Annotated in this window: 12 protein-coding genes; all 12 read right to left on the bottom strand. The window is 47.9% G+C overall.

Going from position 1 to position 13771, the window contains the following annotated elements; translation table 11 throughout:
• Positions 1-6: 6 nt before the first annotated feature.
• On the bottom strand, positions 7-432 hold the full coding sequence (locus B9N89_RS07950) for an FKBP-type peptidyl-prolyl cis-trans isomerase (RefSeq protein WP_234996078.1): 426 nt from the start codon (positions 430-432) through the stop codon (positions 7-9).
• 27 nt (positions 433-459) lie between these two features.
• The gene (locus B9N89_RS07945; protein ID WP_159455230.1) at positions 460-1062 is read right to left on the bottom strand and encodes a TetR-like C-terminal domain-containing protein; all 603 of its coding nucleotides are present in this window, start codon (positions 1060-1062) and stop codon (positions 460-462) included.
• Between the two features lie 133 nt (positions 1063-1195).
• On the bottom strand, positions 1196-2185 hold the full coding sequence (locus tag B9N89_RS07940; RefSeq protein ID WP_132317609.1) for a potassium channel beta subunit family protein: 990 nt from the start codon (positions 2183-2185) through the stop codon (positions 1196-1198).
• A gap of 121 nt (positions 2186-2306) precedes the next feature.
• Positions 2307-3719, bottom strand: coding sequence for an SDR family NAD(P)-dependent oxidoreductase (locus tag B9N89_RS07935; RefSeq protein WP_132317610.1), 1413 nt, complete (start codon positions 3717-3719; stop codon positions 2307-2309).
• Between the two features lie 111 nt (positions 3720-3830).
• Positions 3831-4139 carry a hypothetical protein gene (locus B9N89_RS07930; protein ID WP_132317612.1) on the bottom strand — a complete coding sequence of 103 codons (309 nt, stop codon included), beginning with the start codon at positions 4137-4139 and terminating at the stop codon, positions 3831-3833.
• 1 nt (position 4140) lies between these two features.
• On the bottom strand, positions 4141-4899 hold the full coding sequence (locus B9N89_RS07925; protein WP_132317614.1) for a hypothetical protein: 759 nt from the start codon (positions 4897-4899) through the stop codon (positions 4141-4143).
• 523 nt (positions 4900-5422) lie between these two features.
• Positions 5423-6463, bottom strand: a complete 1041-nt coding sequence (locus tag B9N89_RS07920) for a sugar ABC transporter permease (protein ID WP_159455229.1) — start codon at positions 6461-6463, stop codon at positions 5423-5425.
• A 33-nt stretch (positions 6464-6496) separates the two neighbouring features.
• On the bottom strand, positions 6497-7714 hold the full coding sequence (locus B9N89_RS07915; protein WP_132317618.1) for a carbohydrate ABC transporter permease: 1218 nt from the start codon (positions 7712-7714) through the stop codon (positions 6497-6499).
• A 123-nt stretch (positions 7715-7837) separates the two neighbouring features.
• Entirely contained in the window at positions 7838-9076 is a 1239-nt protein-coding gene (locus tag B9N89_RS07910) for an extracellular solute-binding protein (RefSeq protein WP_159455228.1), read from the bottom strand.
• The gene (locus B9N89_RS31290) at positions 9073-11262 is read right to left on the bottom strand and encodes a glycoside hydrolase family 15 protein (protein ID WP_159455227.1); all 2190 of its coding nucleotides are present in this window, start codon (positions 11260-11262) and stop codon (positions 9073-9075) included. The genes B9N89_RS07910 and B9N89_RS31290 overlap by 4 nt, the downstream gene beginning before the upstream one ends.
• 200 nt (positions 11263-11462) lie before the next feature.
• Positions 11463-12584 (bottom strand): ABC transporter ATP-binding protein, encoded by a 1122-nt coding sequence (locus tag B9N89_RS07905; RefSeq protein ID WP_132317622.1) that lies wholly within the window; start codon positions 12582-12584, stop codon positions 11463-11465.
• A gap of 25 nt (positions 12585-12609) precedes the next feature.
• A complete protein-coding gene (gene hexR, locus B9N89_RS07900) occupies positions 12610-13476 on the bottom strand; it encodes a transcriptional regulator HexR (protein ID WP_132317624.1) in 867 nt (288 codons plus the stop codon).
• Between the last annotated feature and the right edge of the window lie 295 nt (positions 13477-13771).

Below are 13771 nucleotides of genomic sequence, written 5' to 3'. Positions count from 1 at the left end.
TCCAACTCACTTCACTTCGAGAAGCTCTACATCAAACTTCAGAGTAGTATTCGGAGGAATCACTCCACCGGCACCTCGTTCACCGTAGGCAAGAGCAGCAGGAATCGTTAGCTGGCGTTTGCCGCCAACCTTCATGCCTAAGACGCCCATATCCCAACCCTTAATAACTTGGCCTGAGCCAAGAACAAAAGAGAAAGGCTGGTTTCGATCAAGTGAACTGTCAAACTTCTTGCCATCTAGAAACATTCCTGTGTAATGAACAACGACCGTTTTTCCAGCTACTGCTTCGGTGCCCGTACCTTCTTTCACTTCCTCTATCTTCAGCTTGCCTTCATCAACAGTTTCGCTTGTGTCTTTGTTTGACTCTTTCTTAGTACAGCTGATCACCGGAAGGAAGGCGAGGGATAGGCAGATCATCGTTTGTTTGAGCATGGTCGATCCTTTGAAAAACATTTTCGATTAGTTGGGCTTAGCAGAGATCAAACCTTTGCTCAAGAGTCGATGTAGCTTTTGGTACATTTCAAACAATTCTTCCGGGTGATCATCAATGGTCTTTCCTGATCGAATCATGAGGAACGAAAAGCCATGGATGAAAGACCAGGTGGCCAGTGCTGCTGAGCGACTATCATTTGTTTTGAGGAAGTCTTGGGCGATAGCATCTTTCATCATATGCTCTAATACAGAAAATGCAGCATCCCCTGCTTCGCGAATAGGTTCGGGGGCGCGGGTATGTGCTTGCTCTTTAAGTCCAAACATGAGCTGGAGCAATGCTGGGCTTTCCATCACCATCTCAAGATAGGCCTTACAAGCTTGATAGAGCCGTTCTTCAAATGGCAAGGTTGGTGGTGTCGCAGCCCGCATTCGCTCTTCAAGCTCTTGGAAGCCAACTTCGGCCAGTGCAAGGCGCAGATCATCAGCGTCTTCAAAATAGTTCTTGATCCCGCTTTTGCGGGAAATTCTTTGGGGGCAAAGATTCTTGGAACCATTTGCCGTCAGGTCTTCCAGGGCATGGAGGAGAAAAATCCCGCGAGGGCTTGCATCAGTGAAACTTGTCAAGTTCATGAGCCGTCCGGTGCAGTGAGTGTCTCTTCCCATTGTAACCTGAAGGCCAGGTTCTGTAAATTCGGCGGAGTCTCGACCTCCGCCATATTATCATCGCATTCGTGTACATTGTTTTCTTAGATGAGGAGTTAATTTAGTATTCAGGTGGTGCAGGAGGTTTATTCCCTAGCAATTGATCGAGTTTCGTCATCATCGACTCGTCCAAGCGCTCCAACAACTTGATAGCTTCTAAGTTGTCTTTGAGTTGCTTGGTGCTTGATGCTCCAAGAATTACTGTACTTACATTGGGGTTGGCAGCACACCAGGCGATCGCCAGCTGAGTCATGGCCATATCTTCCTTTTTGCAGAAATCGGCCAAGTTTTTGACGATGGTTAGTTTCTTCTGACCTTCTTCTGATTCGTGCATATCCTTGAGCCACTCAAAGCCTTTGAGACTGAATCGAGAGCCCTCGGGAATGCCGTCATTGTACTTGCCTGTTAGTAGTCCCGAGGCCAGTGGTGACCAAATCGTGGTGCCAAGTCCGATTTCGCTATAAAGACGGCGATACTCTTCCTCAACTCGATCTCTGTGGAGCATGTTGTACTGGGGCTGCTCCATAGTAGGGGGTGTTAGGTTAAACTGGCGAGCTATGCTGTAGGCTTCCATAATCTGCTGGGCGGACCACTCTGAAGTTCCCCAATAGAGTACCTTCCCTTGTTGAATCAGGGTATCCATAGCCCGAACGGTTTCTTCAATGGGAGTTTGACCATCGGGCCGATGGCAGAAGAACAAATCGAGATAGTCCACCTGGAGGCGCTTTAGTGCTCCATGACAGGCGTCATGAACATGCTTCCGACTGAGGCCTCGTTGAGTTGGTTTATCACCACCCCAAAAAACCTTGCTTGATATTGTGTAGCTGTCTCGACTCCATTTGAGTTCTTGGAGAGCCTCACCCATGATGACTTCCGATTGACCTGCTGCATAAACTTCAGCGTTGTCGAAAAAGTTCACACCGTGCTCGTAGGCAAGCGACATCATGTCGATGGCTTGTTTGGTGTCGACTTGGTTTTTGAACGTGACCCAAGAACCGAGAGATAGTGTGCTTACCTTAAGGCCTGAGCCACCGAGTCGTCGATATTCCATAGAAAAATCCTATTATTGTGAGTGTTAAGCCGAAACTGTCAATATGATGTTTAGCAATCTGATGCGCCTATGTTGAATCGATCATAGGGCAATCATCGTAAAAATCAAATGCCTCAAGGTTTCACTGTGGCAGTGGGGTCTCTGGTTCAAAATTTTGCAAGGTCTCTTTTAGAATTTGATAGTCCGTTTTTCGCGGGTTCGTTCCGGGAATTAGTACTGTGGGATGAACTCGGCGATCCATCCAGAATCGGCCGTTGGTACGGCTCAGGTCAGGATGGGAGGCGAGCCAGGTGATCGTATCAGCGCCTTCGTCTGGAGTGCGTAATATAGCTTTTGTGATCTGGTAAAATCGCGGCAATGTCTCGGCAACGGATTTGGTGTCGGCCCAGCCAGGGTGCATGGCGTGAACTAGAATACCATCTGGCTCCCATTCCTGAGCCCATAGCTCAGAAAGCATGACTAGGGCTCGTTTCAGCTGGGCATAGGTTCGGGTGCCATCGTAGGGCATTAATCCTTGGGTGAGGTGATCGGCTTTGAGTCTTTGGGTATACATGCCTCCAGAAGAAACGTTGATCACCTGGGCAAGGGGGGCTCTTTTTAGCAAATTCTTGACCCCTAGTGTCAGACGATAGGGTGCCATCAGCAGCAGGGCAAAGGACTTCTCAATGCCTTCGTCCGTTTCCTGCCTTTCTTGATACAGGTAGCCGGCATTATTGATCAGGCAATCGATAGGGCGATCAAGCTTGACGAGTTCTCCAATGGTTCGATCAACGTCCCGAGCGAGACTCAGATCTGCAAGGATATAGCGATGCTTCTTGCGGCTATGGCTTTCTTGGCGAAGCCTGTTGACGCTTGCCTTGGCTTTGATCTCGTTGCGAGCAATGATGGTGATGTCAGCACCTAGAAGTGCCAGTTGCCTTGCCGCGGCTTCGCCAATTCCAGAGCTGGCTCCGGTGATGACAATATGATGCTTGTTTAGCTTGCGAATCACTGGGTAGCGACAGTTTGTTTCCCACTGGTAGCCAAGTCGTGAGAAACGCAAAAGTCCTGGTATCAACAGATGATCTTCAATTTGAGTTTTAAGGTCTGGAAGGTCTGGAACTTGCTTAGAGGGGTTTAGGGCGCGAACGAGCTTTTGAAATGAACGACTAAGTTCGCTCTTCAATATGGTCTTCAAAACCGGCGACGCATTATTCCAAATACCATCGAAATGAACACTAGTCTGCCAGCTAAGCCGTTTGGCTTGGTTGTCTATAGTGAAGCGAGTTTGAACTTGAAAGTGATCATGTTGAGCTTCTAAAAGCACGTCTCGGCCAGGCTTTAAGGCTGACAATACGAAATAAAGGGTCAGTTCTTGGCGTAAAATTCTGTAGGTAACATTGAACTTTGTCCCAATTTGGATAGGGCCGCGATCTACCTGATGGCTTTCCAGTACATGATCATCCCATTCTGAGTACCGGGAGACCTCTTGTAGGTAAGCAAACGTATCATCGCCGCTGAGTTCAAACGGCTCGGAAAGCATGATTGATATCATTGATAACACCTACTAAGTTGCGAAACTTAGGGTGTATTATGCGTGAGGATTTTGGATTCGTCCAGAAAACCCTCGCATCGTGGGTAGCCTACCCTCGATGCGAGGAAGTGGTTAAGGAAGTTCGCATGTGATGGGTCTGATAGCGATACCGTGAGCTGTTAGCTCTACTTCATCCAAATCGACAGGTAGGTGGATCTTCTCGTCTAGGGCTAGAAAGACTTTGCTTTCCTTGTAGATCAGAAGATCCAAGGCGAGATCATAGTCGTCCTCACAGACTTCAAAAGAAGAATGATCCTCTACTTGAAAAGGGACTGGTACGTTCGATGGAACCGATTGAGCACTGATCAGCACTCCAGTCTCGCCATTGGCAAGGCATGTTCCAGACGCTAGGGTCCAAAGTAAAATGGAAAAAAGACGCATGTTAGATCACTCCCTCTAAGGATTCTCGATCATAGGTACTGACCATAAGGTCGATATACATGGGAATCTGACCAGTGCTCTCTGGTGCTTCTTTCAGACTATCGGCCTCTTTGATAAAATCGTTAACTAATTTAATGAGGCGCATATAGGCTTCTGGGTTGAGCGATGCTGATAGATGGGCTAGCCGAGATAGATTGGTGCCGACTAAGGATTTGTCGAAGTAATCGGAGTCTTTCTTTATCTGATGGAGAATATCGCTTGCATTCATCAGAGATGAACTTGATGCTGTGTGCTGAACGCTACCGGAACTATCCTCAACTAAGAAGTGATCTTCAATCATCTCATCGAGTGCAGCAGTTCCGCGGTCCCCTAAGATTCTCTGAATGGTCGCCCGGCAGGTTCCGTGGTTAGTCAGCGCCATTTTCAGAATGTAGTTGTGGGGGTCTTTGTATCGATACAGCCTAAGCTTCTCTTGATCGAAATCTGGTTCATCGGGGCGACTATCGATAATTAACGACCCTAACGCTGGATAGAATTTATTAAGAAACGCAATCCGTCGCGGCCTAGACATGATGACTTGGATCAATGAGAGAATGGTTTCATCCCGCACATCATTGGCTTCGTTTTGTAGAATGCGTCGAATCGTTGAGTAACTGACATTCGCTTTGTTGGAAACAGACTGAATGCTTAGATTCCGATGGGTTTCCAGATACTCGGAAAGCGCAGATTGCAGATCCGCTAAGAGGGCCTTATTAGCCATCGCAAGTGTCTCCTGTTTTCAGCGTTTCCTAAATTCTACGCAGTATTGTGCAGAATTGTCACGCAATAAAAACTAGTTTAGGAGTTAAGAAATCATAATGAAAGCCAGGTTACGTTCTCAATTTTAAGAACGACTACTCAAGTACGGTTAATTAATTTAGAAGAGTGAAGTTAAGGATTCTTAAAACTAGTGATGACAAAAGGGGTTTGAGCTCGGTTTTTCCACTGTGAAAAATCAACTGTCACCATGGAAAGTAATTTGAGTTGCTCGTGTTGACTTTGTAGGTTGATTGGGCAAACTATGTCTACGAAGAGGGATCTGGATGTTCCAATTAAAAAGATCTAATGGAGCTTTCACTTTGCAGCATATCTAGCTTTTTGCCCCCCTAACCATGCTCAACCCCTAGTCAGGACAACAAATAATTCCCCCATTTATTTCATTATTTTGTGCAAAGTGAATCCCCTTCCCTAAAATAGGGAAGGGAGGCTCCCGAGATCTGAGAGCAAAGGCTGGCGTTAAAACACTAGCCTTTAACGCTGCCAACAGTGAGACCACTGACGACATATTTAGAGGAGTACAGGAAGAGCATCATGCTTGGGATAGCGATCACAACACTACCTGCCGCAAAAAGACCCCATCGGGAGTCGAAACTTCCACTGAATTCCATTAAGCCTAAAGTCCAAGGTCGTAGCTCAACGTCATCGATAAGAGTCGAGGCGAGCAGGAATTCGGTCCAGGCTGATGTGAAGCTGAATAGGAATGCGATCGCGAGGGCCGGAGTTGAAAGCGGTAGTAAGATGCGGAAGAAGGTTGATATGGGGTTGCAGCCATCGACCCGAGCGGCATCTTCTAGGCTTTTAGGGATCGTTTCAAAATATCCTCGAAGGACCATGATGGAGAATGGTAGCGTTGTGACGGACATTGCGAGCACAAGGCCGGCATAGGTGTTGCCTAAGTTCAAGCTTTTCACTACGAGATACACTGGAATGATCATCATCGGTGCGGGAATCATCTGTGTGGTGAAGAGAAAGCCGTTGGCAAACTGCTTGCCTGGAAAGTTAAAACGAGCGAAGGCATAGGCTGTTGTAGCAGCTAAAAATACCCCGATAAAGGATGCGGAGAAGGCGATGATCAAAGAGTTATAGATCCACTGGAGGAAAAGGTATTCCGTAAAAAGATCCACGTAGTTCGAATACCAGTAGCGGATCTTTGGCTTTTCGTCCTCGGCGTCCAAGGAGGCAAACTCATCTTCGAAATCATCGAGGTCTTCGTCCGTCGGTGCAGCGTCACCCTCATCGACAGTATCCATTCCCTCTGGAATATCTGGAGATCGAAATAGCTCATAAGGAATGACTGCATCCCCGAAGAACTGCACGTAGTCTCCAAAGCTAGCCTCTCCACGAGGAGGGAATTTGAGCGTCTCGGTGCTTGCTACAGTATCAGTGTTGCGAAACGATATTGCTACCACGCGAAATACCGGAAACGTTGCAATGATACATGCAAAACTTAAGGCAAGATGGACTAGTAAAACCCTCGCTGGGCCGGTCTTTCCGATTTTAATCATACTGCTTATTCGGTTTCCTATTCCTAACATTGATCATGCCGCCTTTGCTTCGTTGCTTCGAGAAACCTTCACTTGGATTACCGTTAAAACGCATAGAATCGCAAAAATAACGAAGGAGTAGGCTGCTGCGAAACCATAACGATAGTATGTGAAGCTCTGTTTGAAAAGATCCGTGACTAGGATATCAGCGCCCTCGTATCGCCCTTGGTCGGTCATCAGATAAATGACATTGAGGTTGTTGAAAGTCCATATAGCGCCTAGCATCGCTGCAGGTACCATGACTGGTTTAAGTAGAGGTAAAGTGATATGCCTGAATTTTTGTAGCCAGCTTGCACCATCGATCGATGATGCTTCATACACGCTGCCTGGAATGGACTGTAAAGCGCCTAAGCAATTGATCATCATGAATGGAATACCGAGCCAGATGTTAACGATGCAAGCTGCGGCGAAGAGCGCATCTTCATCAAGGAACCAGGCCTGAGGCTCGAATCCAAACCAAGTCAATGGAGCTATGATAGAACCATTCCACTCAAATGAAACGAGTTGATTCATAACCTTAATAAATTGATTGATGAATCCCACGCTCTCGTTGAAGTCAGCGCGCCATACGAGAACAGCAATGACCTGAGGAATCACCCATGGTAATGTCAGAATCGTGCGGTATACGCCCACACCCTTGAGCCCTTTTGCATTGAGGAGCAGTGCTAGAGCGAGACCGATACTGAGATGGAAGAATAGGTTGACGAAGGTCCACACCATGGTTCGCCAAAGGACAAAAACAAAGGATTGTCCAGTAGCTCTATCTTTGAATACATCGATATAGTTTTGAATGCCAGCGAATGGCACACTCCCTGTTTGAATCCAGTCGGCGAAAGTCTTCAAACTGAGATCTGTAAATGAGAGATAGAACTCATAGACAAGGGGGTAAAGAAACAAGAATATGATGCCGAATAGGGCGGGGGCCATGAAATAAAGAGGCGAACGATACTCACCCTTAAGACCCATCTTATAATACAACCCGATAAACATCGGTATCGATGCGAAAAAGCTACTCGTTAGCCCAGATCCACCGCTTGCATAGATAAAACCTCCTAGGCTTAAGCCAATAAGAATTTTAAACGGCAGGTACATGGGGTAGTGCCAAACTCTAAAATTGAGCCACAGGTAGCTAATACCCAGGGCTACAATTCCAAAAAGAATAGCTAGCAGGAATAGCAGTTCACTTAAGGCTGGTAATACGGAGACGCTCATTCAATCCTCTATGTTCCGGTGGGTTTGTGCCCAGCTTAGGCTGAGCACAAATCAGTCAGTGTGCGTAACCACAGTTTAGATCTAAGCAGCGGCTTCTCCCTGATGCCGCTGCTGGTCATCAATTTAGTGGGACTTCTCACCTTTTTCACGAATCGCGCCCAAGGCTTCATCAGCAGCTTTCTGACCCGTAGCTACGGCCTGTGCGACAGTTTCCTTGCCAGAAAGGGCTCGTTGCACCATGATGCGCATGCCATCCCAAGCGGCACGCATTTCGACTTGGCTAGGAGACGGCTTCGCGTGTGCTGCAGCATCGATCAACGGCTGCAAGCTATCGAGGGATTGAACTTTCTTAGAGCTTCGAACTTTAATGGTAGCTGGAATTCTATCCAGCTTGGTTGCCATACGGAGCTGAACTTGCTCTTCGGTGATAAACTTGATGAAGGCCTTCGCTGCTTCCAGACGCTTGCCAGTGGCAGCCTTGTTAATGAAGACAAAGCGTCCACCGAGCAATGGCGTTGACCACTTGCCGGTGCTAGCAATTTTAGGGATCGGAGCGATTCCTAAGTTTTTGCCAAGCTTTTCCCGTAGAGTCTTGACTTCCCAGTCTCCATTGATGTGATAAGGAGCCTTTCCTGCGAGGAACATTGATTTAGCGCAATCGTAGTCGCAGTCTTTGGGGAGGATCTGGTGCTTGTTTTTAAGGTCGACTAGAAACTGAAGAGCTGCCTTCGTCTTGTCATTGTTGATTGTAACATTGGTCTTGTTGCCAGACTCAGAAAGTGGCCAGCCACCGTGCCCACCTAGGATAGGCATAAACCAAAAAGGTTCCGATTGGAACATGGCGAGGCCATACTTATTTTCCTTGGGATTGGTGTGCTTTTTGCCCTCTTTGATCAAGGCATCAAATGAGTCGGGAGCTTGGCTAACCATTGCTTTGTTGTAGAAAAGCATGAGGTGGTTGCCTTCACTGACTGGCACACCCCATGTTTTACCTTCGAGACTCATCACCCCAAGTGCTGTGGGATTGAACTGGTCTTTTTTCAGCCACTCATCCACTGGTTGAATGACCGATGCTGTTTTGAAGACTCCAGCAAGATCATTAGGGCCATAAACGAGATCAGCGCCATCACCAGTCACAGATGAGCGCAAGAACTTTGCTCGAAGCTCCTCATTTTCATAGTGTTGACGAACGACCTTGATATTGGGATTTCGCTTTGCAAAAACGCTGATCCACTTGTCCATTTCCTTTGCTGCTTCGGGAGAATCCTGCTCCCATAAGTCGATTTTGATGGTTTCCGCCATGGCGCTGCTACCTGCAAGCCAAAGCGAACAGAGAACTGTCATTCGGTTCATAATCTTCATTTGACCACCTCTTCCCTCAATTGGTGAACTGCTAATCCATACATTGCATGGGACCAAGTTAAAGGCATCACCCATGCGGGTTTGCCTGTCTTGGGATCGATTTGTTCGGCCAGCAAGCCTTCCGGGCTTGCATGTTCGTAGACCCACTGCCAGCATTGACGGGCCATATCAGTTTTGCCACGCTCGTCTGCAGCGAGGGCTAGCCACAATGTGGCGAGAACCCAAGGATTACCGTCTCGGTAATGATCAGCCTCGTATCGTCCGATGCCTCCAACACCTGGTCGCCACAGCTGCTCGAAGGTAACATCGATGAGTTGATCCCATTCGCTGCCATTGTTTTCGTAATCGAAAACCCCATATGGGTAACCCGCGCCAAGCTGCGAGATATCAGTGACGAAATCTCGCTCTAGAAGGTATTCATCTCGCCCTGCCTTGTTTGTTTGGGTAAGAGTTTTGGCCCCGACCTGATCCATATTTGATTTGGTAGCGCGGTCCAGCTTGCGAAGCAGGGTACGCGCGAAGAACGCTTGCTGGTCTCTCCGCTCAATAAAGCGATCTGAGTGTGCCAAGGCTTTCAGGTTATCAAAGGCTTGTTGCCAAGTTTGAGGAGCATCCCACGACATGAAGTTGTAAAGGTCAATACCTGCTTTGATTCCCGCGGCCATGGCTCCGACTGCGTAGTAGTGAACACCAATGCGCTCTTCCCAAAGGTCGTGACCTTCGATCGGTAGTTCTGGATCGGTGCTATGCTTGCTTTCAACGAGCCAGTTAGTTGCTCTTTCCACCATGCTTCGCAACTCTTCAGCGAGGTCTTTATTGTTGGCTAGCTTTACATGCTGCCAAATCCCAAATACCACGCTACCGGTTTCGTCAGGTTGCAAATGACCCCAACTGGCACCGAGGTTGCCATCCATGTCGTGACGGTGGAGGAAGCTACCATCCGCGCTTTGGCACTTTGCCATATAGCGATAGAATTCAGCGGATTCTTCGTGCATCCCGCAAACATCCATCGCGTAGGATATAAATCCAGCGTCACGGCCCCAGCAGTAGCCATATCCACCACAATGGGTAAATGGGTAGTGAAACTCTGGAGCGGCTATGATCCCACCTTCGGGGTCTTGCATTTGCTTTAACGTTAAGAGGGTGCGCTGGTAAATTTCCTTCGCCCGGCTGTCTAAGTATTCAGGAGCAGCTGTTTTACTGGCTAGCCACTTTCTGTCGGTATCTAGAGCAAGCTCAAGGTCTTTGGCAAATGGTTTGGCGCTGCGCTCTGCGAAGGAGTCGAGGCTATTGTCTAGGGAGTATGCCAGTTCAAAGCTTTCATTAGTGTTCCAACTCCAAACTGCAAGGCCGTCAGTTTGTCCGATCGCATCTAGGGACTTCGGTTCCAGGGAAAGTTTGCTATTTCCAGTCTTGCTTTCGGATGCGTAGTAGTAGCCCAGGACATCGTCTCGATGAGAAATACTGCTTAAGATGTCCTTGAAACGATCTCTTGCAAAGTGACCCTGCTGATTCCAGCCGCATTCTGCAAAAGCTAGATCTGCGGCTTGCGAGCCATGGTAGCCTTTCACGCTGAAAAATACTTGATGGCGAAACGATGTGAGCGCTCCCTGATCTTCGTCGACATGAGTACTTTGCAGCAGGTTTGCAGCGCCGATTTCAGGCTTATGCCAATGAATAAGCCAAGCTTGGAAATCTTGTGCACCTTCGATAGATAGGCGTTCACGAAGTTGATCATTCCAAACGAAGGTTTCAATATGGATCTTCAGCTTATTCTGCCATGAGCTGTGGGCGTCTAGAATTTCAAATGCCTGTCGATAGACGTCAGCGTCAGGCATCAATTGGCTGGACGCTTCTTTGAGAGGCAGGTATTCAGCTTTAGGGAAAATTTGGCCACCGAAGTCATCGGTCGCCTCGCGCCACTGCTTCGATGTCTCTGGGTCACCGGCAGGAAAGTCGAGAACAAAGACCTTAGTTTCGAAGTCCTTATGACGTCTTGGTTTTAAAATGATGCTTGTATGAACTTGACGAGTAATCAAACTGAGGGCATCACGCTTGGGGCCGAAGAAAATCGTTGGTCGGCATCCATGTCCGCGTTTTCCAGAATGTAAAAGATCTTCGCTAGGATCAAGGTTGGTACCGAAGCCAACCATCAAACGTCCTCTCGCTAACAATGATTGTAGCATGGTGCTACTCTCCTTGGATTAGGGTTTCTATATAGCCTACCCTGACATTTCTGGGTAAGGCGGGCTCGAACAGCTCCCTGGAACGCTTGGTTTAGCTTTCCTTCGCAAATCTTGGTTGATTGCCACGATCGATAACGGTGGAGCAGGGAGCCTGTTCTGGTAAAGCTAGTAATAATCCGAGCTTGCCAGATAAAAAAAATCTATACGTCGATGCGGCGTCCGAAATCCGTATCCTCAAACCAGTGGAGGGCTTTGCGATCGACAGAAAGGGTCAGCGTATCTCCCTTTTTTGCTCGATTCATGACAGCCAGTCGCTTAGGGTTCGCACTCCGAATAATAACTTGCTTCTCACCAATCAGTCCGACCATATGAGTTTCATGACCGTGGGGCTCTTGAAGAGTCACAATCATTTTAAAATCTTCTGCGCCTTGAGCCTCACGGCCTTCTTGAGTCAGAACCTTCATGGCTTCAGGTCGTAAACCTAAGCAGAAGCGGCCTTCTTCCATTGGAGTTTCAGCATCACTGAAATCGAAGTGTCCACCTTCGAATTCAAAGACCTTCTGGCTACCGCTAATTTTCAAGGTGCCGTCGAAGAAGTTCATGTTGGGGCTACCAATAAAGGATGCAACAAACTTATTGGCGGGACGATCGTAAAGCTCCATAGGCGAGCCAATTTGCTGAATGTCGCCGCCATCTAAGACTACGATCCGATCTGCAAGAGTCATCGCTTCCACTTGATCATGGGTGACATAAACGGATGTTGCGCCAATTTTTTGGTGAAGATCGGCGAGCTCGATCCTTGTCTGGGTTCGTAGTTTAGCATCAAGGTTTGAGAGGGGCTCATCAAATAAAAATAAACTTGCACGACGGACGATGGCCCGACCGATAGCAACCCTCTGCCGTTGGCCCCCAGAAAGCTGGGAAGGCTTACGATCCAGAAGGTGTTCGATATCAAGAATCTTAGCAGCTCTCATGATCTCGGATTCAATTTCATCTTTGGGGCGTTTGCGCATCTTCAGGCCAAACGCGAGGTTGTCGCGAACCGACATATGAGGGTAAAGAGCGTAGTCCTGAAATACCATTGCAATATTGCGATCCGCTGGGGCTAGCTTGGTAACTTCCCGTCCCGCAATAGAGATCTTTCCTTGCGTTACAGTCTCTAGGCCTGCAATGGTACGAAGAAGGGTAGACTTTCCGCAGCCCGAAGGGCCTACCAGCACCAGAAACTCATTCTTCTCGATTTCAAGGTTAATGTCGTTAAGGACTTGAACCTTGTTGTCATAAATCTTTTGTAGTCCGTCAATCTTTAGCTGTGCTTCCATGAAAACCCTTCTGCTGCAACTGATGTCAATTAGGTAGCGATGGCGGTATGTCCCGAGAAAAACGCGTTTCGACCAGTGAATCTTTCACCCTTTTGAGGTGATCCAAAAAGTCCGGCCCTCGACGAAGTGTCACGCCAGTCGCAAGTACATCGACGATGGTAAGGTGGACAAGCCGCGATATCGCTGGAGTATATACGTCAGTATCTTCGGCTGTTTCAACCCCGAGTGTAATACTGCAGTGTTGCGCTAGCGGTGAGCCAGGGGTGGTGATGCCAATCACCGTTGCGCCTGCTTCTTTAGCAAGCCTTGCGGCTTCGACTGTCGCGATCGTTCTGCCAGTATAGCTGACGACGACAACCACATCGCCACGGCCTATCGCTGCTGCTGACATCCGTTGCATCATGATGTCTGTGTAGGCTACGACAGGAGTATTGAGGCGGAAAAATTTATGCTGAGCATCTATGGCTACTGATGCTGAAGCACCAAGGCCGTAGAATTCAATTTTCTTCGCTTGGGCCAGTGCGTCCACCGCGCGACCAATCAAATGGTAGTCTAGATTGCTACGAGCGTCTTCTAGGCTCGCCATGGTCATCTCGAAAATCTTGTTGGCGTAGTCTTCCACGGTGTCATTGGGTTCTACGTTGCTATTGACGTAAGGTGTTCCATTTGCCAGGCTCTGGGCCACCCTCAGTTTGAAGTCTGGGAAGCCTGTGCAATCAAGGCTACGGCAAAAGCGGTTGACTGTGGGTTCGCTAACCTCGGCAGAGCGTGCCAAGCTAGCAATACTTGACCTAATCGTGGTGTTTGGATCAGCCAAAACGACGTCAGCAACCTTAAGTTCAGACTTGCTTAGGGATGTCCTGGCCTTACTGATTTTCTGTAAGATGTTAATGGCTCTACTCCATGTGGCTGGCGATTGTACGTTTTGCCGTTATATATAAAACAAACGTACCCTAGCACAAGGGATTAATTCACGACAATGATGTAATCTTACTAGAAAGTTCTAGACCTCATGGAAGGGGTGATTTCGGAACTTTCAATAGAGCTAGCTTTGATTCAAGCAGAAAAGGGAATAAGGAAGTAATATAACTACAAATTCACCGATTGATGCCGCCATTCTCGGGAATACTCCTTAACTATCTAGTAATATTACATTGACCCCGAGGGATGAATCGGATAATTGCTTA

Source organism: Pseudobacteriovorax antillogorgiicola (genome assembly GCF_900177345.1).
In the GTDB taxonomy this organism is placed as follows: domain Bacteria; phylum Bdellovibrionota_B; class Oligoflexia; order Oligoflexales; family Oligoflexaceae; genus Pseudobacteriovorax; species Pseudobacteriovorax antillogorgiicola.
Note: the sequence above shows the minus strand (reverse complement) of the source record. Positions and strands in the feature narration are given on the sequence as shown.

Excerpts from the sequence above, each read along its gene's own strand:
- B9N89_RS07950 (WP_234996078.1), bottom strand. The coding sequence starts at position 432 with ATGCTCAAACAAACGATGATCTGCCTATCCCTCGCCTTCCTTCCGGTG.
- B9N89_RS07945 (WP_159455230.1), bottom strand. The coding sequence starts at position 1,062 with ATGAACTTGACAAGTTTCACTGATGCAAGCCCTCGCGGGATTTTTCTC.
- B9N89_RS07940 (WP_132317609.1), bottom strand. The coding sequence starts at position 2,185 with ATGGAATATCGACGACTCGGTGGCTCAGGCCTTAAGGTAAGCACACTA.
- B9N89_RS07935 (WP_132317610.1), bottom strand. The coding sequence starts at position 3,719 with ATGATATCAATCATGCTTTCCGAGCCGTTTGAACTCAGCGGCGATGAT.
- B9N89_RS07930 (WP_132317612.1), bottom strand. The coding sequence starts at position 4,139 with ATGCGTCTTTTTTCCATTTTACTTTGGACCCTAGCGTCTGGAACATGC.
- B9N89_RS07925 (WP_132317614.1), bottom strand. The coding sequence starts at position 4,899 with ATGGCTAATAAGGCCCTCTTAGCGGATCTGCAATCTGCGCTTTCCGAG.
- B9N89_RS07920 (WP_159455229.1), bottom strand. The coding sequence starts at position 6,463 with ATGATTAAAATCGGAAAGACCGGCCCAGCGAGGGTTTTACTAGTCCAT.
- B9N89_RS07915 (WP_132317618.1), bottom strand. The coding sequence starts at position 7,714 with ATGAGCGTCTCCGTATTACCAGCCTTAAGTGAACTGCTATTCCTGCTA.
- B9N89_RS07910 (WP_159455228.1), bottom strand. The coding sequence starts at position 9,076 with ATGAAGATTATGAACCGAATGACAGTTCTCTGTTCGCTTTGGCTTGCA.
- B9N89_RS31290 (WP_159455227.1), bottom strand. The coding sequence starts at position 11,262 with ATGCTACAATCATTGTTAGCGAGAGGACGTTTGATGGTTGGCTTCGGT.
- B9N89_RS07905 (WP_132317622.1), bottom strand. The coding sequence starts at position 12,584 with ATGGAAGCACAGCTAAAGATTGACGGACTACAAAAGATTTATGACAAC.